The sequence below is a fragment of the Thermoplasma sp. Kam2015 genome, from assembly GCF_003205235.1.
Taxonomy (GTDB): domain Archaea; phylum Thermoplasmatota; class Thermoplasmata; order Thermoplasmatales; family Thermoplasmataceae; genus Thermoplasma.
Genome location: NZ_QJSM01000036.1, coordinates 24,912 through 40,754 on the forward strand (window position 1 = coordinate 24,912; position 15,843 = coordinate 40,754).

General features: G+C 45.4%; 24 protein-coding genes and 1 tRNA gene. 2 read left to right on the forward strand and 23 right to left on the reverse strand.

From position 1 onward, the window contains the following. Nucleotides 1–3: 3 nt before the first annotated feature. The 20 genes from DMB44_RS07395 to DMB44_RS07490 all read right to left on the reverse strand — a co-directional run bounded on the left by DMB44_RS07395 (nt 4) and on the right by DMB44_RS07490 (nt 10,098). Nucleotides 4–396 (reverse strand): 50S ribosomal protein L32e, encoded by a 393-nt coding sequence (locus tag DMB44_RS07395; protein WP_110642335.1) that lies wholly within the window; start codon nt 394–396, stop codon nt 4–6. Between the two features lies 1 nt (nt 397). Continuing rightward, nucleotides 398–934, reverse strand: coding sequence for a 50S ribosomal protein L6 (locus tag DMB44_RS07400; RefSeq protein ID WP_110642337.1), 537 nt, complete (start codon nt 932–934; stop codon nt 398–400). 10 nt (nt 935–944) lie between these two features. After that, nucleotides 945–1,334 carry a 30S ribosomal protein S8 gene (locus DMB44_RS07405; RefSeq protein ID WP_110642339.1) on the reverse strand — a complete coding sequence of 130 codons (390 nt, stop codon included), beginning with the start codon at nt 1,332–1,334 and terminating at the stop codon, nt 945–947. A 9-nt stretch (nt 1,335–1,343) separates the two neighbouring features. After that, nucleotides 1,344–1,505, reverse strand: coding sequence for a 30S ribosomal protein S14 (locus tag DMB44_RS07410; protein WP_010901664.1), 162 nt, complete (start codon nt 1,503–1,505; stop codon nt 1,344–1,346). A gap of 4 nt (nt 1,506–1,509) precedes the next feature. Continuing rightward, nucleotides 1,510–2,022, reverse strand: coding sequence for a 50S ribosomal protein L5 (locus DMB44_RS07415; RefSeq protein ID WP_110642341.1), 513 nt, complete (start codon nt 2,020–2,022; stop codon nt 1,510–1,512). Continuing rightward, entirely contained in the window at nt 2,019–2,732 is a 714-nt protein-coding gene (locus DMB44_RS07420; RefSeq protein ID WP_237265361.1) for a 30S ribosomal protein S4e, read from the reverse strand. Before DMB44_RS07420 ends, DMB44_RS07415 begins: the two co-directional genes overlap by 4 nt. Then, nucleotides 2,710–3,147, reverse strand: coding sequence for a 50S ribosomal protein L24 (gene rplX / locus DMB44_RS07425; protein ID WP_110642345.1), 438 nt, complete (start codon nt 3,145–3,147; stop codon nt 2,710–2,712). Before rplX ends, DMB44_RS07420 begins: the two co-directional genes overlap by 23 nt. Nucleotides 3,148–3,158: 11 nt before the next feature. After that, nucleotides 3,159–3,557 carry a 50S ribosomal protein L14 gene (locus DMB44_RS07430; protein ID WP_010901668.1) on the reverse strand — a complete coding sequence of 133 codons (399 nt, stop codon included), beginning with the start codon at nt 3,555–3,557 and terminating at the stop codon, nt 3,159–3,161. Further along, the gene (locus tag DMB44_RS07435) at nt 3,554–3,883 is read right to left on the reverse strand and encodes a 30S ribosomal protein S17 (RefSeq protein ID WP_110642347.1); all 330 of its coding nucleotides are present in this window, start codon (nt 3,881–3,883) and stop codon (nt 3,554–3,556) included. Before DMB44_RS07435 ends, DMB44_RS07430 begins: the two co-directional genes overlap by 4 nt. A gap of 4 nt (nt 3,884–3,887) precedes the next feature. Then, the gene (locus tag DMB44_RS07440) at nt 3,888–4,151 is read right to left on the reverse strand and encodes a ribonuclease P protein component 1 (protein WP_110642349.1); all 264 of its coding nucleotides are present in this window, start codon (nt 4,149–4,151) and stop codon (nt 3,888–3,890) included. Between the two features lies 1 nt (nt 4,152). Beyond that, nucleotides 4,153–4,452 (reverse strand): translation initiation factor, encoded by a 300-nt coding sequence (locus DMB44_RS07445; protein ID WP_110642351.1) that lies wholly within the window; start codon nt 4,450–4,452, stop codon nt 4,153–4,155. Beyond that, nucleotides 4,453–4,620, reverse strand: a complete 168-nt coding sequence (gene rpmC, locus DMB44_RS07450; protein WP_110642353.1) for a 50S ribosomal protein L29 — start codon at nt 4,618–4,620, stop codon at nt 4,453–4,455. Beyond that, nucleotides 4,580–5,257: a 30S ribosomal protein S3 gene (locus DMB44_RS07455; protein WP_110642355.1), complete on the reverse strand. Its 678-nt coding sequence runs from the start codon at nt 5,255–5,257 to the stop codon at nt 4,580–4,582. The genes rpmC and DMB44_RS07455 overlap by 41 nt, the downstream gene beginning before the upstream one ends. After that, nucleotides 5,254–5,700, reverse strand: coding sequence for a 50S ribosomal protein L22 (locus DMB44_RS07460; protein WP_201796954.1), 447 nt, complete (start codon nt 5,698–5,700; stop codon nt 5,254–5,256). The genes DMB44_RS07455 and DMB44_RS07460 overlap by 4 nt, the downstream gene beginning before the upstream one ends. A gap of 5 nt (nt 5,701–5,705) precedes the next feature. Next, on the reverse strand, nt 5,706–6,161 hold the full coding sequence (locus tag DMB44_RS07465; protein WP_110642359.1) for a 30S ribosomal protein S19: 456 nt from the start codon (nt 6,159–6,161) through the stop codon (nt 5,706–5,708). Then, nucleotides 6,151–6,852, reverse strand: coding sequence for a 50S ribosomal protein L2 (locus tag DMB44_RS07470; RefSeq protein ID WP_110642361.1), 702 nt, complete (start codon nt 6,850–6,852; stop codon nt 6,151–6,153). The genes DMB44_RS07465 and DMB44_RS07470 overlap by 11 nt, the downstream gene beginning before the upstream one ends. Before the next feature lie 8 nt (nt 6,853–6,860). Continuing rightward, the gene (locus tag DMB44_RS07475; RefSeq protein WP_110642363.1) at nt 6,861–7,115 is read right to left on the reverse strand and encodes a 50S ribosomal protein L23; all 255 of its coding nucleotides are present in this window, start codon (nt 7,113–7,115) and stop codon (nt 6,861–6,863) included. After that, complete coding sequence (rpl4p, locus tag DMB44_RS07480) at nt 7,112–7,879, reverse strand: 50S ribosomal protein L4 (protein ID WP_110642365.1); 768 nt, start codon at nt 7,877–7,879, stop codon at nt 7,112–7,114. The genes DMB44_RS07475 and rpl4p overlap by 4 nt, the downstream gene beginning before the upstream one ends. Continuing rightward, complete coding sequence (gene rpl3p / locus DMB44_RS07485) at nt 7,876–8,871, reverse strand: 50S ribosomal protein L3 (protein WP_110642367.1); 996 nt, start codon at nt 8,869–8,871, stop codon at nt 7,876–7,878. The genes rpl4p and rpl3p overlap by 4 nt, the downstream gene beginning before the upstream one ends. 366 nt (nt 8,872–9,237) lie before the next feature. Further along, nucleotides 9,238–10,098 carry a TIGR01777 family oxidoreductase gene (locus tag DMB44_RS07490; protein ID WP_110642369.1) on the reverse strand — a complete coding sequence of 287 codons (861 nt, stop codon included), beginning with the start codon at nt 10,096–10,098 and terminating at the stop codon, nt 9,238–9,240. Nucleotides 10,099–10,323: 225 nt separating this feature from the next. Between DMB44_RS07490 and DMB44_RS07495 the strand changes: the two genes are divergently transcribed. Both DMB44_RS07495 and DMB44_RS07500 read left to right on the forward strand, forming a co-directional pair. After that, the gene (locus DMB44_RS07495; protein WP_110642371.1) at nt 10,324–11,148 is read left to right on the forward strand and encodes a DedA family protein; all 825 of its coding nucleotides are present in this window, start codon (nt 10,324–10,326) and stop codon (nt 11,146–11,148) included. A gap of 51 nt (nt 11,149–11,199) precedes the next feature. After that, nucleotides 11,200–12,735 (forward strand): site-2 protease family protein, encoded by a 1,536-nt coding sequence (locus DMB44_RS07500; protein ID WP_110642373.1) that lies wholly within the window; start codon nt 11,200–11,202, stop codon nt 12,733–12,735. Here DMB44_RS07500 and DMB44_RS07505 read toward each other — a convergent pair. The 3 genes from DMB44_RS07505 to thsB all read right to left on the reverse strand — a co-directional run bounded on the left by DMB44_RS07505 (nt 12,736) and on the right by thsB (nt 15,838). Then, nucleotides 12,736–12,808, reverse strand: a tRNA-Gln gene (locus DMB44_RS07505). Between the two features lie 386 nt (nt 12,809–13,194). Continuing rightward, nucleotides 13,195–14,133, reverse strand: coding sequence for a 4-demethylwyosine synthase TYW1 (gene twy1, locus DMB44_RS07510; RefSeq protein WP_110642375.1), 939 nt, complete (start codon nt 14,131–14,133; stop codon nt 13,195–13,197). Between the two features lie 70 nt (nt 14,134–14,203). After that, entirely contained in the window at nt 14,204–15,838 is a 1,635-nt protein-coding gene (gene thsB / locus DMB44_RS07515) for a thermosome subunit beta (RefSeq protein WP_110642377.1), read from the reverse strand. Nucleotides 15,839–15,843 lie beyond the last annotated feature (5 nt).

Consider the following 15,843-nt stretch of genomic DNA (forward strand, 5'->3'; position numbering starts at 1 on the left):
ATTTCACCTTCCGTTGAGCACCTTAAGGTTGAGCTCTTCCGACCTTTTCATTATTTCCTGCCTCTTGCGGGAGCCAACGCTTGATGCTATCCTTACTGCCTGATACTTGGGGTCTATGGCCTCCAGTTCTTTAACGTTGTGCACCAGCACCTCATGGTATCCTGATGGATGCATGCCCCTGACTGCAGCGGGAGATCTGAATCCAGCATCAACGACGGGTGGCCTTCTTGCAAGATGCTCTCTCAATTTTGAGTGTTTTCCCCTGGGTTTCCGCCATGCATCACCGAGCTTCTTGTACCTGAACCATTCCTGCCGGTGGAACTCCACTCTCTTTCTGGCCATCAAATTCTTGATCTTTAGCAATCTGCGCTGATTCTCATCAAGTGATCTGTTCATCTCATTCACCCTTGGAAATGAGGTATATACCATCCTGAAAAACCCTTGGGTCAAAACCCTTGATTATGGTTGATCTTTCTATATTTGCTGCTGTCTCACCGACATCCTTCTTTGATACTCCTGAAATGTAGACGCGATCTCCTTTGACCGTGACCGTTGTGTCGCCGACTATCTCAGCAGTTCTCGGAGATCGTTCTCCGAAGAAGTTTTCTATGACCACTGTCTTTCCTTTAACGGAGACTCTCATAGGGAAATGGCTGTAATCGATCTTCATCTCATACTGGAAGCCATCCTTCAACCCCTTTATCATGTTTTTGATCTCAGAAGCCCATGTTCCTACTATTCCTCTTACCATTGAATTATCCTTGCTTGAATATATCTTTATGGCATTTCCTTCCTTTGCTATTCTGACGTAATTGTTTGCAAAGTCTTTCGAAATGGTTTTACCACCATAAGACATCGTGATGTTTGTCCCAGAAACAGTTGCCGTAAAGCCTTCTGGGATATCTATGGATCTAGCTTCCTTCCAGTTTATCATTTTTTACACCTCAGTATACGTAGGCCAGAAGTTTACCCCCGATTCCAAGCTTTCTTGCCTCGATATTGCTCATCACACCTTTGGTTGTGGTGAGTATGAGTATACCGAAATCCTCGGCAGGTAGGTATCTGGCCTCATACTTCTCAAGATTCTTGTTCTTAACTGGGAACCTTGGCTTAATGACACCACAGTTATTTATAGTTGTGTTCAGAACAATTCTGAATTTACCGCCCCTGCTTTCATCTATGACCTCGAAGCTCTTGATGTAGTTGTAATCCTGCATAACCTTGAGTACCTTGCCTATCAACTTCGCTGCGGGTTCAGCAACTATCTCTCTCTTTCCCAGCCTCGAAGCGTTCTTTATCGAATTTATGACATCGTTCAATGTATCATTTTTCATCTGGACACCTCAGCTATATTTCTCAAATCCCAACTGTCTTGCCGTCTCCCTAAAGCACTGTCTGCACAGGTGCAGGCCATACCTTCTTACAATGCCTCTCTTCCTACCGCATCTGACACAACCATCAATATGCCCGTACTTTTTCTTTGGTTTAAGTTTTACCTGAGACAAAATTTCACCTCACCACTGTAACCTTGAAGTTCTTCTGCAGGAACTCCTGTGCTTCTTCCTTCTTTATCCTTATGCTGTTCGGTACCGTTCTTGCAGCGATCCTTCTTCTCTCTATTCTGTATCCGCCCCGTCTCTTGAATACGATGGCGACATCCATTCCAAATATACCTATATCAGGATCGTACTTCATTCCCTTGAAATCAGTATAATCAGATATACCAAAGTACGCATTTCCGTGTTTGTCGAATGAGTAATCTGTTATCTTGTAGTCCTTCACATAGAAAGCCCTGTTCAGGAATTCCATTGCATCCTTCTTCCTGAGCGTCACCTTTACACCTATGGGCAATCTCTTTCTTATGTTGAAATCACGTACGCTCTTCTTTGCAAGAGTGTTAGTTGCCTTATGGCCTGTAAGCATCTCCAGGACCTTTGCAGCCTTCGTAAGGCGATCACCTGCCTGTCCGACACCTATGTTTACGACGACCTTGTCTATGATGATCTCCTCCATAGGATTCATGGGATCACCTCTTCAGGATTTATTGCGAAGGAGAACTTCGAACTGCTCACCATGAATACATGATCCTTTATGGTGGAGAAGCCTTCCTGGAAGTGTACCAGATTCGCAGAAGATCCCTCCTTGACCTCTATCTTGCTTATTGTACCTATCTGGTTGACATGGGATCCAGCCGTAAGATAGGCCTTGTTACCTGGCTGCATCTTTATTATTTCCTTTATCTGTATGTCCGGAATGGAAACTACCAGCACGTCCCCTACCTTGATGCTCTTATCATCTGTCATTATCGTCCTTCCATCGTGAGTTCCTATCTGTATCCTGTTTCCAGGAGCTACGACCTTGGTCTTCACTTTGAGCAGCTTGATTCCAGATCTTTCCTTATCCTCCTTCATCAGTACAAGCGCGCCCTGATCATTGTATATCACTCTGAAGAATTCGTTATTGATCTCCACGACATCCATGAATCCGACTGCGAATTTCTTCTGCCTAACCACCTTTCCGTCCACCTTGACAAGTCCGTTCGCCAGTATTCTGGCAGCTTCACGTTCCTTGTCTGATAGACCGAGATAGTCTCTAATTATCGATAGCAAGGTTACCGACTGGTCCTTGGGATGCATGCCCGGATTTGGGGTTGGACCCCAGAAGAAGATCTTCCTAGGGATCTTCACCTGCCTTGATACCATCAGCCTCTTAGTTCTGTTTATCATCCTCATCAACCTCCGCTTTTTCCTCCGCTACTGGCTCTTCTCCGGTTTCCTCCGGTTCAGCCTTCTCCTCCTGCTTGGTCTCGGCAGGTTCCGGTTCTGGCGTCTCTACCACTATGTTCTTCCTGGCAGCCAGCGATTTGATCTTATCGAATCTGTCACCGCGAGACAGATCCAGATGAGTGATCTGAAGCTTTTCTGGCTGGATACCGAAGCCCTTCTGTTTTCCATCAGCCTTTGCTATGGTTATGCCTTCAACCACAACCAAGCCGGCGGCATGATCCACCTCTGCGACCTTGCCGCCCTCCCCCCTCTTTGATCCACTAATGACCTTGACAACATCGCCCTTAATCACAGGGAACGAACGGATTCCATATTTCTTTCTCAGATCCTTGCTGAGAGATACCTCCATCTTTCTGTACATTAGCGATCACCTTAAACTATAATGGATGCTATGGCCGCTATTCTTGGCCATCTTTCGGCTGCTTCCCTGGCCACAGGCCCCTTGATCTCAGAACCACGTACCTCGCCATCAGGCGTCACCAGAACAGCCGCATTATCCTCAAACTGCACCATCGTACCATCAGGTCTCCGATAGGGACGCTTCTGCCTGATGACAACTGCGTACACAACCTTTGATCTCATCTCAGGAGTGCCCTTCTTAACGCTAGCCATGAACATATCGCCCACACCAGCTGCAGGTATCCTTCTTGCCTTTCCGTGCCATGCCTTGACATCTATAAGGCTTATAGATCTGGCTCCCGTATTGTCAGCGCATGTTATATTCGCACCAAGCGGCAATCCCCTTGTCTGTCTGCCTGCTATTCCCTTCATTGGTTCACCTTCTCAACAATTACGAAAGAAATCGTTTTGGCCAATTTCCTGCATTCGGCAAACCTCACGGTGTCTCCCGGTTTGATCTTAATGCAGTCAGGAACATGAACGTGATATTTTTTTATCTTTGTTGCCTTTCTTTCATATTTTGGAATGTACTGCTGGTATTCCCTGGCAACGACCGCACTCTTGGTCATATTTGCTGACACAACTCTGCCTACTAGTACCTGACCCCTTACAGACAGCTTCCCATGATATGGGCAGTGCGGATCGTTGCATTCATTTTCTGGCGCTTTGACGTCGAGTCCTATATTACGTGTATACATCTTCTTACCTCCTAAGATCTCTCAATATTCTTCGATATTCCTTCAGCCTGTCTTCAGGCCGCATATTTATCAGATCTCCATCAACATACCGATCATTAATCTTGAATCTCCTCAGATGCTTCGCTATCTTTATTCTTCTCCCGCCGGTATCTATTTCCAACATGTTCTTAGTTTCGAAACTGACCAGGCCTTTCTTTCCTATTTCAGTCCTGTTAGGGCTGTCGATCACCGAAATATCCATTCCAGTGAATTCGTCGAAATAGATCATCTCATTCCACGCTCGCTTTGAATCCCATGTCTTCGAGGTATTTTTTGACCTCTTGCCTATGGTCTCCCTGGAGTTCAATTATCTTTCCCTCTTTCACTGTACCGCCTGAGGCTACCTTCTTCTTTAGCTCTTTGGCTATCTTTTCAATGTCCTCTGTCTTTGGATCTATGCCTTCTATTATGGTGACGAATTTTCCATACCTTCTCTTGTCAACCATTATCTTAACGGCCTGCGTTTCTCTTCCGAATCCTTCCCAAGGCTGTAACTCCTTGGGCATGCCGGTGAAATTTTTATCCTTCATTTACCTTTTTTCCTCCCTCTCAACTGTCAATAGCCTGGCTATCTGACGTCTTATTGCACGTACCTTGCCAGGACTGGGAGAAGAACCTCCCATTGATATCAGGGCCCTCTCATGAAGAAGGCTCTCCTTAAGATTCTTCAGCGTCTCCTGCCTCTCTTCCTTCGACATCTGCCTTATCTGCTTTGCTCTCAGTTCCAACCTCTTCACCTCCTGTTATATTTTCTATGCTGAACACATCTGGAAGCTTGTAATCTGGATTCAGTATCTTGACCGTCACGCCCAATATACCTACCTTGAGCTTTGCTGTAGAGAATCCCGTTATCATACCCTTGCTTCCCGGTTCTCCTGAATATTTAACGTTTCCATATATGAACTTCTGGTACCTTGCTCTTTCTCCGGATATCTTCCCTGATATCTTTATCAATACTCCTCTTGCACCTGCCTGTATCGTTCTGTTCAGAGACGTATTGCCTGCCTTTCTGTAGGACCAACCTTTCTCGAGAGAAAGTGCGATCTTCTTCGCGATGACTGATGGATTCAGATCAGGGTCCTTCACATCCTTTACCTCGATCTGAGGCGTCTCAATACCGTACTTCTTTTCAAGAGTCTCGGTCATCTGCTGTACTTTGCTGCCGCGTCTTCCTATAACAAGGCCTGGTCTGTTAACGTAAAGCGTTATATTTGTGCCAAACGGAGTTCTCTTCATTATCATGTTTCCGAAGCCAGCGTTTTCAGTTTCCTTGACAACATACTCGTAAACGAGTAGCCTCTTAACCGCTTCATTGATGAATTTTCTCTCCTTCATTCTGATCCCTCCGTGACTATTACCTCCAAGTTGATTAGATCTTTGAAATTTGCACCCGCCCTTCCATAGGCTTTTGGCGTGTACTTCTTGATCATCCTGCCCTTGTTTGCTGCTATGTGTCGGATGATAAGATTATCCGTGTTCATTCCCTTGAACTCAGCGTTGTTCTCGACATTTTCCAGCAACTGCTTGAATGCCTTTGCCGCCTTGACTGGATATCTCCCAGGGCCGATCCCCGGTCTATGGGAAACCGAGTCTAGATATCTGAAATAGGGTATTGCATATGTTTTATTTATGACACCATCGATTATTTCCTTCGCCCTTGAGAGTGGCATACCTCTAAGATGATGTGCGATATTGACGGAATCCTTTAACGAAATTTCCGCCTCTCTTATCCTTGCCCTTGCATGATTTCCTTCAATTTCCATTGAATATCCTTTCATGTTGATCACTTCAGCGGCATGAATTTAGACGAACGAGTAGCACCTACACCAGGCCCAGAGTGCTTTACCTCCTTTCTTGTCATCACGAATTCTCCCAGATAGTGCCCAATCATCTCTGGCTTAATTTCGAACTTGAAGTAACTGTTCCCGTTGTAAACTTCAACTATCTTGCCAACATAGTTTGGAAGGATTATGACGTCTCTGACATGGGTTTTTATGTCCTCCTCGTCTCCTTCGAGCTTTTCCATGAGTTTCTTCTGCTCGTAGTTCGGCTCCCTGGAAAGAGTTCTCCTTGCTCTTGCTGGCAGGATCTTAATGAGTTCCTCTAGACTCATCTTCTGGAGATCCTCAAGGGAATAACCCTTATAGCTGAACTCTTTAGCCCTGCCACTCACTACCTTCCTTGACTTCCTTGCCTTTCTCTTTATTGATTTAACAGAGCCCTGTTTATTAACGACCATTTACTCTCCTCCTCTTCGGTGAAAGCCTTCCTACCTTCCTTCCTGGCGGAGCGTTCCTTCCAACGGTACTTGGCCTACCTACATGCTGGTGGTTTCCGCCTCCATGCGGATGATTCACAGCATTCATAGCAACACCCCTTACCGTATACGGACGCTTCGCCTTGCTCCTAAGGTAATGAACATGCGTACCTGCCTTGAGGATCGGTGGATCCTTAAGACCTGAAGCTGCCACCACACCAACCGTTGCTCTGCATCTTGGATCGAAATCTCTCATTCTACCGGACGGCAGCTTCAATGTCACATGCTGTCCGTGTGAAACAACTAGTGCAAACGTACCTGCACTTCTGCAGAATTCTCCCCCATCTCCCGGACTGCTCTCTATATTGTATACATAGCTTCCATCAGGTATATTTGCGAGAACCGTCGTTGTGCCAGGCGCAACGTTATCCACATTTCCAGCGACTATGTTCTGCCCAACATAGGCTCCGGTGAAAGCTATCTGGTATGCCTTCTTTCCATCGTTGCTCATCAATTCCAAGAGGGGGGCGTTCCTGCCCGGCGCATGGACTATGTCCCTTACCACATATGATCCTGGTGCAACATGTTTTATATCTGCTAGATGCCTGTGACTTGGACTCCTGTAAACCAGGCTTCCATGTCCTCTTCTCTGCGGAATTATATGTTTACCCATAATACACCTCAGAATACACCAATACGCTCGGCTATCTCTTCAGCCGAGAACTCCTTTGCCAGCTTTACTATTGCCTTCTTTCCTTTTTTCGTTATGAGTACGTTGATCTCTTCAACCTTCACTCCGAACCTTTCCTCTACCTCTTTCTTTATCATTTCCTTGTTTGCTTCTCTCCTGACTATCAGCGTCAGCTTATTCTCCTTTTCAGCCATTAAAGCAGTTTTTTCTGTGGAAAGAGGTGATATTATCACATCGCCCTTCATGGATTCACCTCCTTCAGTGATTCAATCGCACCTTCAGTGAATATGGTAAGCCTGCCGCCCACGCCACCCGGGGCAAGTTTCCTTATGCTGAGCGAGTTCGGAGATGCCACATCAACCCCAGGCAGAGATCTGAATGCCTTCAGGGCGGAAGAGTTCTTTGCAACTATAAGCACACTCTTCGGCTGCCTGTATTTTCTTCCTCTCATCTTTCCACGACCCGCTCTGATATGCTTTCCCTCACTGGATCTTTCAATATCCTCGTACACCCCTATATTCTTCAGCAGTGCTATAGCATCCTTCGTTTTTGCTATACCTTCGAGACCATCTTCCACCACGATTGGAAGTTTAAGATCTTCCTTGAACCTGTGTCCCCTCCTTTTGACAGCTTCGGATGATGCTGTGAGTGCAATTGCAGAATACTTTGCGATCTTTCTTTCCTTGTCATTTATCTTGACGTAGAGATTCTTGGTGACCCTTGGTGAATGCGCACTTTTTCCACCTACAGCACTGGCTATGCCGACCACCCTGGATCCACCTGCTATCCTTGGCATTCTCGAAATGCCAAGTCCTGGTCTGGTGGTATGGCCCACTCTCCTCATTCCAGCTAGAGGTGACGAGCCATAGGGTTGCCTCATAGAAAGCGAAATAGCTCTGAAGGCCTTCCTTATGAGATCCTCTCTAACCTCTGTATCGAATATCTCTGGAAGATCGATCTCTCCCTTAGTTTCACCAGAAATTGAATAAATTGGTACCTTCGTATTCAATCACCCTGTTTTGATTCCAATGATACATACTCAAGTTTGACTTCCTCTATGTCTGGCACCTTCTGCCTTGCTGGGTCTCTCATCTTTATTAGTCTCTTTGCAGGTCCTGGTATTGAACCGAACAGAAGAACGTAGTCATTCTTCACCATGCCGTAATGGAGGAAACCGCCACGGACATTTATAGCATCTACGTCATCCTTGCTCCCATATTTGATGACTCTTACGTTGCTTATGGTTCTCTGCTGGAATCCCATCTGACCTGCCTGAGGGACCGTGTTTCTTACCCAGTCAGGATGCCATGGACCAAGTGTACCTATCATCCTCCTGTGCTTTCTGTTCTTTCTTGGAAGCAGTTTTACTCCAAATCTCTTAACGTGGCCTGTAAATCCCTTGCCTTTCGTCACTGAAACCACGTCAACAAACTTTCCAGCCTTGGAGAAATCGCTGAAAATTATCTGTTTACCCAGATGATTCCTAGCGTAGTCCAGGCGATCCTTAAGTGAATTGCCACCGCCGATCCTCAATTCGAATATCTCCGGCTTCTTTGATGGTATGCCAGCTACATCCTTGTTCCTTGTAGCAACTATTATCCTAACATCAGCATATGATTCAGGCGGTTCTCTTTCAACATTTTTCTTGACTTCAGGAATTTTCCTGAATATCTCCTTATCCAGATCCTTGGCCCATGTTTCATAGGTAACGACCAGATTCCCCTCCGGATCTTCGTCATAAAGACGATAACCGATAACATCGAGAGGCGGAACTTCCACAACCGTTACAGGCACAAGGATCGGCTGTCCGGCTGTGACGCTCTTCTTCCTGTAATCTATCATCTCCACATGCGTCATTCCAACCTTGAATCCAGCGAACCCCTGTACCTTTACCTCTCCCTTTATCTCAGGCCAGCTACGGATCTTTGGATCTAAACTCTTCGCTCTTACTCTGGGGTAATATGCCATTGACCCCCTTCTCGAATGATGAGGCGTCGCCATCTAATTCACCACCTTATACCGTTACACGTTGTATGCCGATCTAAAATAATAGATCGACCACTCTGGGACTCTCTCAGGAGTTGCCCAAACGTGTATGGCTTTATGGCGCTTTCAAAGCACCGTAAAGACAGCTCTATCGAGCACTTACAGCCCTAATGCAAACATGGTTATTAATATTTCTTGAAGATGTTTAGTTATTACATTTGAAACAAGGTGAAAATCAAGGTACCCCTGACATTCCTCTCTACGGTACTGGTATAGAAACAAAAGATAAAGAAAAAATCTCTTAAAAATATGGCTCTACATCTAGGCTTATTTGGTTTCATCATCAACGCAGTTAAGATCTATTCTTTAACGGGGATTGATCTAGAGATTTCTTACTGCAGATTCTATATCCGGATATTTGAATTGGAATCCTGAGTCCAGAAGCTTCTTCGGGATCACCTTTTGCCCACTCATCAATTCCCTGTACATCTCGGATCCAAGGATAATGCGGCCTATCAGATCCGGAATGCGCATGGTCTTATAGCCTTTCTCTTTTGATATGACGCCTGCTAGTTCGCTGAACGAAACTGGCGAAGGCGAAGCCATATTTACCGGTCCACTTATGGTCTCATTCTCTATAAGGAAGCTGACTGCGCTGACATAATCTTCAAGATGAATCCATGAAACTGGCTGGACCCCTGAACCAAAATAGTATACTCTTCTGGAACGTGTATTCATTATTCTGGATAAAAATCCTCCACGACTGCTCAGTACGTTAGAAGTCCTCAGCAGTACCGTTCTGGTTAGTTTTGAGGCTTTAAGCGCCTCATCCTCCCATGCATTCGCAAGCTCAGCCAGGAATCCTGTTCCCGGCGGTGAGCTTTCATCGAATGTGCTGTTATCATCATATCCATAGTAGCCTATAGCCGATCCAGAGAGGAAAACATCAGGCTTCTCTTCAAGGGATGCTATGAATTTAACCATGGACCTTGTACTTTCTATTCTGCTCCTTATTATTTCTTCCTTGATCTTGTGATTCCAACGTTTTGAACCTATGTTGAACCCAGAGAGATTTATCACCACATCGCATCTTCTTATCCTTTCGAGTTCGTTCCAGTTCACAAAGCTTATGTTCCCCTCTGTTTTGGATCCTCCACGCGTTATTATGAAATAATTATTCCCAGGGATCTCTGTTATCGCCTTTCCTATGAGCCCAGTGCCACCTGATACCACTATGTCCATTAGGGAATCAAGTCTTTTCACTATTAAATACTTTCTTAGCTATGAAAATATTTCTCTTTTTAAGCGTTGAATAGGACTGCGCCGCTTTGCAAAAGCATAGGGATGTATGCTGTAATACTTCTAAATAGAACTGTCAATATGGGCAGAACCCAGATCTAACAATGAAAACTTCAGGGAAAGAATTAATAACAGCCATGTCCTGAATTGTGAGACGAAGAGGCCACGATGAGTACAACAGAGAGGACAAGAAAAGACGCGTTGAAGGAAAAAGTTGTAGTAAGTGCGAGATCCTTGATACTGAAGGTCAATCCTACTGGCGATCAGGAACTTGGGAAATATGCCTATTACGGATTTATCTTTTCCCTGCTGATACTGTTTGCATCGGTTGTGGCTCTAACCAACGCATACATACATTATGTCAACATCTCGTCTTATTACTCCTATGAGAGAAGGATACTGTCCCCCTTCTCTTTAACGGGATATGAAGGTATGTTCTTTGTTGTGGCCTTTGCCCCTCTTCCAGATTATCTCATAATACCATTCTACGGATACCTGTCGTCCATAGGCGAGTTCAACATATTTGCGGCATTCTTTGTCTCAGTTCTCGCAATGCTCTTTGAGATGGGTATAGAATATGCTGGTGGAAGACTTGCTGGCAGGGCAATACTGCTCAAGGCACTCTCTTATTTCAAGATAACCGAAAAGGATCTTGAGGCCGCAGATAAATGGATACAAGATCATGGCCCTTTTTCAATATTCGTTGCCACCTTCATACCCTATTTCAAAAATGTGACTTCGCTGGCAGCTGGAACGCTGAAGATGAATGCACCCTGGTTCTTTCTTTCAAACTTTGCCGGTTTCGCCATAAGGTTTGGCCTTCTTATATACATAGGATATTCAGGGATATATGTGCTGACCCCGTCCTTTGATTACGAACATAGATTGGCCATAGCGATATTGGGTGTAATTTCACTGCTCTATCTCATAGCGTACCTGATCAACAAGGCAAACAGGATAATAGCCAGCAGAACAAAAAGGATGAAAGGGTGATCATGCAGTCTTTGGAGAAATGTTATAACTCCTGATTTAATATAGACAAGAATGAATGGGATATACTTATTTGTAATACTCCTCTTCTCATGGATAGCTGCGGTTTATTTTCTTTCACCATATATCAGAAAATCAAAGCATTTTTCTCTCTTTGGTCCTGCAATAATGCTGAAATTTGTAAAAAACAGAGGAGTTATAGAGAGTATATCCAAGAAATTTCCAGCAAAAATGTTCTCAAGGGTTTCAGTTATAATTGTGATTTTGGCTGGAATAGTTGCGCTCATAAGCCTGGCGTATAGCGCATATCTTGCCTCGTTCATCAGACCGAGCCAGGCCCCACCCGTAACCGAATTTCTTGGTATACCTGGCATAAACCCTGTTATACCCATAGGATATGGTATTGTAGCGCTGGTTATCTCTGTGGTCATCCATGAGCTGATGCATGGAGTCACGGCCAAGAGACATGGGCTCAAGGTTGACTCCGTTGGAGTACTATTCTTCATAGTCCCGGTTGGTGCGTTTGTGGAACCGGATGAATCAGAGATGATGCAGGCCGATCCGGTTGTGAGAAGGAGAATATTCGCGGCCGGTCCGGGCATAAATATAATAATTGGTGTCCTGCTGGCCATCATAATCTCCACCATAATGTTCTCCTCTGCTGTACCGATGCATCAGGGTGTCTACGTGCAGAGCTCAGATACGACTGTCAATCCATCGATAATCCCTGGCAATGAGATAATAGCCATAGGCAATTATACAGGAAATAATGTTACCAACGCTCTCATAAACTCCAATCTTCCTCCGGGCACGAACGTCTCAGTCAGTCTGTTCAATGGAAAAACAGTGGAACATGTCCAGGCCATGGCCGGTATAGTGATAATTTCAACTCTGCCCGGTTATCCAGCAGCAAATGTGAGCGTACCATCAAACTCTATACTTCTCTCAATAAACAATACAGAGATAAGGAATGAAACCGTTCTTGCCGATGTTCTGGACGCCATACCACCGGGAAATACTATCTCGATGAAGGTTTTGGTGATGCCCTCCCACACTGTAAAAACCTATAATATGACCACAACATCGGCATACAGATATTACGCACAGTACGATCCAAGTGCCAATAATCCCGCATATAAGGGATACAGCTTCATCGGGATCTCGATCTCCTATATGGGCATAACGGGCTACCAAATGGGTGAGATAAGAGATCTGATCTTCATGCGCGGCTTCTATTCGAATCCAGTTGAGGGCTTCATAGAAGCCATAGGTCTACCGTTCTACGGATTCAATCCTGTGCCCTCAGCAATGGCGGATCTGTTTTCTGTTCCTTTCAGTCCGCTTATCTTCTGGGGAATGGTAAATACATTCTACTGGTTTTTCTGGATAAACATACTTCTCGGCATAACCAACGCACTTCCCTTTGCCTTCTTCGATGGTGGGCAGTTTTTCAAAGACACTCTGATAATTTTAGGTAGAAGATTCAAAGCCCTGTCCAGTGAAAAGGTAGTGAATCAGGTGATGTATTTGATGAGCTTCCTTGTCCTGTTCCTCATAATGTGGGAGCTCATAATACCGAGGATAATATAATAGCCCTGGGCAGATTCGAACTGCCGTCGATGGGTCCAGAGCCCATAATGCTTGGCCACTACACCACAGGGCTTCCGAGGTGAATCCCATTTTTCTTTAATAATCTTTTCATATCAATCTATGGATCCTGTGATCTGCACTGTTGACCTTTAGATGCAGACACCTGAAATAATTCTATACACCTGATGAAATCTCTTTGGCTTCGATCATAAATAGAGTGAGCTACTCCTCAGCTGAAGCATCGGAGCTTCCTTTCATCAAAGATGTCTCTACCTTTCCGGACATACGTAAAAGCCATATATCGCTATAACCACAGGCGTGTATTCGGTTCGCAACGATCCTACCTAGATATAATTCTATGGGGGAAAAGTCCGTGTATCTCCTGTCCGAAGAAAGAGTTTTACTGTTTCCCTCAAACTCCTAACTTTTTTATAAATCAAAAATATTCAAAGATTTTCCTTAAACGCTGCTGAAATCTATCTTTGCCTTTGATGGATCCTTTGCGATCATAGCTACCCTGCTTTCAACCCTGTCTGCAACAAAGGTGTATCCCATTCTGTCCGCAAGATCGTGTGAGAATTCAAGGATCTCTGTATGTGACGGCATATTGGATGCCATAAGTTTTGTCATCGACGAACCAACATGTACGTAGCCCTTTGCCTCTATGAAATCCGGATCGGCCTTTTTATCAAGCATTTCATATTCATCCAGGTACGGCATATTGACACCATGTACGAGGGTATGCCTGATGACGATCCTTGTGTCAAGGCTTGGCAGAAGTTCAAGCGTTCTCATCAGATTCTCCCACCCATTTCCTATCGATGGATTCAGAAGTTCATTGAATATCTTCTTATTGGGAGCTGCAACAGTCACATAAAGCTGCGTCGGAAGAGGATCCAGCCTCTCAAGTACGGATGGCAGCGTTCCATTGGTGACCAGGAAAGTACTGATGCCACGCTTTTTGGCTGCAGCTATCAGTTCGCCCAATCTCGAGTAGAGAGTTGGCTCGCCAGTCAGCGATATTGCCATATGCTTTGGATGAGTTGCTTCCTCCCATATCTCCTTTGAAACCTTTGGATTGCCCTTGAATCCAGAGATCAGCTTCAGATGCTGCTTGATGCTCTCCTCCAGTATGTATTCTGGATCGTCTTCATTGGATATGTGCATTGAGTCGAAGCCCTGAAAACGCCAGCAAAATGCACAATTTTCGGTGCAGGCGTTCAAAGCCGGTGTCATCTGTATACACTGATGTGATTTTATTCCATAGAATGTATTCTTATAACAACCGGGACCGCCGAGGAGCTCATCTTTTGTCCAGTGGCAAACTTTCACGGCAGAATGATTGCCCACGAGCCCGTAATGTTCCTTACGATAGATATCCGCATAAAGGTTCTGCACAGAATACGCATGAAAAACAGATATTTAACACGTTCGTAATAAATAATTTTTAAAAATATCTTAAAGATTTTCAGTCTTCGGATGACTCACTGCTGCCGCTTCCGCTCTTTGACGGATTGCTTGACGAACCGCTTGACTTGGTCGCTATAACATCATCTATGCGCAGTATCATTATGGCGGCCTCTGTGGCAGACTCTATGGCCTGCTTTCCGACCCTTATCGGCTCTATTACGCCGTTCTTCACCATGTCCTCTATCTCTCCGGTGAAGACGTTGATACCGTAGGTCTTGTTACCCTTGGCGTGCTCCGCTCTGAGCTTCAGCAGTATGTCTATTGGGTCAAGTCCAGCGTTCTCAGCCAGAGCCCTAGGTATCTCCTCGATGGCATCTGCAAATTTCTCTATGGCAAGCTGCTGCCTTCCGCCTATCTTCTGCGCATATGATCTAAGCCTGAAAGCTATCTCTGCGGCCGTTGCACCTCCGCCTGCGGTGTAAGCTCCATCCTCGAGGGCGCTCGCCACAACGTGCAGAGAGTCGGTAATGGATCTCTCCATCTCATCAACGACATGTTCAGTCTCTCCCCTTACCAGTATGCTCACAGCCTTTGGATTCTTGCAGCCTGTGACGAAGGTCATGTAGTCCTCGCCAACCTTGACCTGCTCCACCTTCTCTGCTGAACCGAGATCGGATGATGATATCTCATCTATGGTTGAAACTATGGATGCACCCGTTGCCTTGGCGAGCTTGTCCATATCGCTCTTCTTTACCCTGCGTACAGCGTATATGCCGGCTCTTGAGAGATAGTGCTGTGCCATGTCATCTATTCCCTTCTGGGTAATCACAACGTTTGCGCCAACTGATTTGATCTTATCGACCATCTCCCTGAGCATGTTCTCTTCCTGAGCCAGGAACTTCTGAATCATTGATGGGTCCTCTATTCTGAGGTTTGTGTCGAACTCCGGCTTCTTTATCTCGAGAGGTGCGTCGAGCAGTGCTATCTTGGCATCCTTCACAACATCAGGCATTCCTGGGTGGACCTTCTCCTTGTCGACTATTATACCGTTTATGAGCTGTGTGTCATCTATTGCGCCACCCTGTTTCTTGACTACCTGTATGTTGTCGAAGTCCACATAGTATTTTCCGTCCCTTAGCTCAGCTACGGATTTGACTGCCTCGTACGATATCTCAGCCAGCTTGTCCTTGGCCACTGATGCGCTCTTGCTGTTCAGTGAGGTCTGTGCCATCTTGATGAGGAGCGCCTTTTCATCCTTATCGATCTTTGTCGATACCTCATCGATCACCCTCTTTGCCTCTTCAGAGGCCATCCTGTATCCTTCTGATATAACTGTCGGGTGAACGTTCTGATTTATCAGACCCTGAGCCTGCTGGAGCAGGCCGCCCGCTATGATCACGGCGGTGGTTGTACCATCACCAACGAATGAATCCTGCGTCTTTGATACCTCAACCATCATCTTGGCGGCTGGGTGCTCGACGTCCATCTCCTTTAGTATCGTTACACCATCGTTGGTGATGACGATATCACCGAGCGAGTCTACGAGCATCTTGTCCATACCCCTCGGGCCAAGACTAGATCTGACAGAATTTGAAATTGCAATTGCAGCTTCGATATTCTCCTTCATTGCGTCTTTTCCGCTTTCTCTCTTAGTACCTTCCTTAAGAATGAATATAGGTTGTCCAGCTATCATGGCTA

What these genes read in the sequence shown, in the direction of transcription:
- DMB44_RS07395 (WP_110642335.1), bottom strand. Translation starts at nt 396, where the DNA reads ATGAACAGATCACTTGATGAGAATCAGCGCAGATTGCTAAAGATCAAG.
- DMB44_RS07400 (WP_110642337.1), bottom strand. Translation starts at nt 934, where the DNA reads ATGATAAACTGGAAGGAAGCTAGATCCATAGATATCCCAGAAGGCTTT.
- DMB44_RS07405 (WP_110642339.1), bottom strand. Translation starts at nt 1,334, where the DNA reads ATGAAAAATGATACATTGAACGATGTCATAAATTCGATAAAGAACGCT.
- DMB44_RS07415 (WP_110642341.1), bottom strand. Translation starts at nt 2,022, where the DNA reads ATGAATCCTATGGAGGAGATCATCATAGACAAGGTCGTCGTAAACATA.
- DMB44_RS07420 (WP_237265361.1), bottom strand. Translation starts at nt 2,732, where the DNA reads ATGAGGATGATAAACAGAACTAAGAGGCTGATGGTATCAAGGCAGGTG.
- rplX (WP_110642345.1), bottom strand. Translation starts at nt 3,147, where the DNA reads ATGTACAGAAAGATGGAGGTATCTCTCAGCAAGGATCTGAGAAAGAAA.
- DMB44_RS07430 (WP_010901668.1), bottom strand. Translation starts at nt 3,557, where the DNA reads ATGAAGGGAATAGCAGGCAGACAGACAAGGGGATTGCCGCTTGGTGCG.
- DMB44_RS07435 (WP_110642347.1), bottom strand. Translation starts at nt 3,883, where the DNA reads ATGTATACACGTAATATAGGACTCGACGTCAAAGCGCCAGAAAATGAA.
- DMB44_RS07440 (WP_110642349.1), bottom strand. Translation starts at nt 4,151, where the DNA reads ATGATCTATTTCGACGAATTCACTGGAATGGATATTTCGGTGATCGAC.
- DMB44_RS07445 (WP_110642351.1), bottom strand. Translation starts at nt 4,452, where the DNA reads ATGAAGGATAAAAATTTCACCGGCATGCCCAAGGAGTTACAGCCTTGG.
- rpmC (WP_110642353.1), bottom strand. Translation starts at nt 4,620, where the DNA reads ATGTCGAAGGAAGAGAGGCAGGAGACGCTGAAGAATCTTAAGGAGAGC.
- DMB44_RS07455 (WP_110642355.1), bottom strand. Translation starts at nt 5,257, where the DNA reads ATGAAGGAGAGAAAATTCATCAATGAAGCGGTTAAGAGGCTACTCGTT.
- DMB44_RS07460 (WP_201796954.1), bottom strand. Translation starts at nt 5,700, where the DNA reads ATGAAAGGATATTCAATGGAAATTGAAGGAAATCATGCAAGGGCAAGG.
- DMB44_RS07465 (WP_110642359.1), bottom strand. Translation starts at nt 6,161, where the DNA reads ATGGTCGTTAATAAACAGGGCTCTGTTAAATCAATAAAGAGAAAGGCA.
- DMB44_RS07470 (WP_110642361.1), bottom strand. Translation starts at nt 6,852, where the DNA reads ATGGGTAAACATATAATTCCGCAGAGAAGAGGACATGGAAGCCTGGTT.
- DMB44_RS07475 (WP_110642363.1), bottom strand. Translation starts at nt 7,115, where the DNA reads ATGAAGGGCGATGTGATAATATCACCTCTTTCCACAGAAAAAACTGCT.
- rpl3p (WP_110642367.1), bottom strand. Translation starts at nt 8,871, where the DNA reads ATGGCGACGCCTCATCATTCGAGAAGGGGGTCAATGGCATATTACCCC.
- DMB44_RS07490 (WP_110642369.1), bottom strand. Translation starts at nt 10,098, where the DNA reads ATGGACATAGTGGTATCAGGTGGCACTGGGCTCATAGGAAAGGCGATA.
- DMB44_RS07495 (WP_110642371.1), top strand. Translation starts at nt 10,324, where the DNA reads ATGAGTACAACAGAGAGGACAAGAAAAGACGCGTTGAAGGAAAAAGTT.
- DMB44_RS07500 (WP_110642373.1), top strand. Translation starts at nt 11,200, where the DNA reads ATGAATGGGATATACTTATTTGTAATACTCCTCTTCTCATGGATAGCT.
- thsB (WP_110642377.1), bottom strand. Translation starts at nt 15,838, where the DNA reads ATGATAGCTGGACAACCTATATTCATTCTTAAGGAAGGTACTAAGAGA.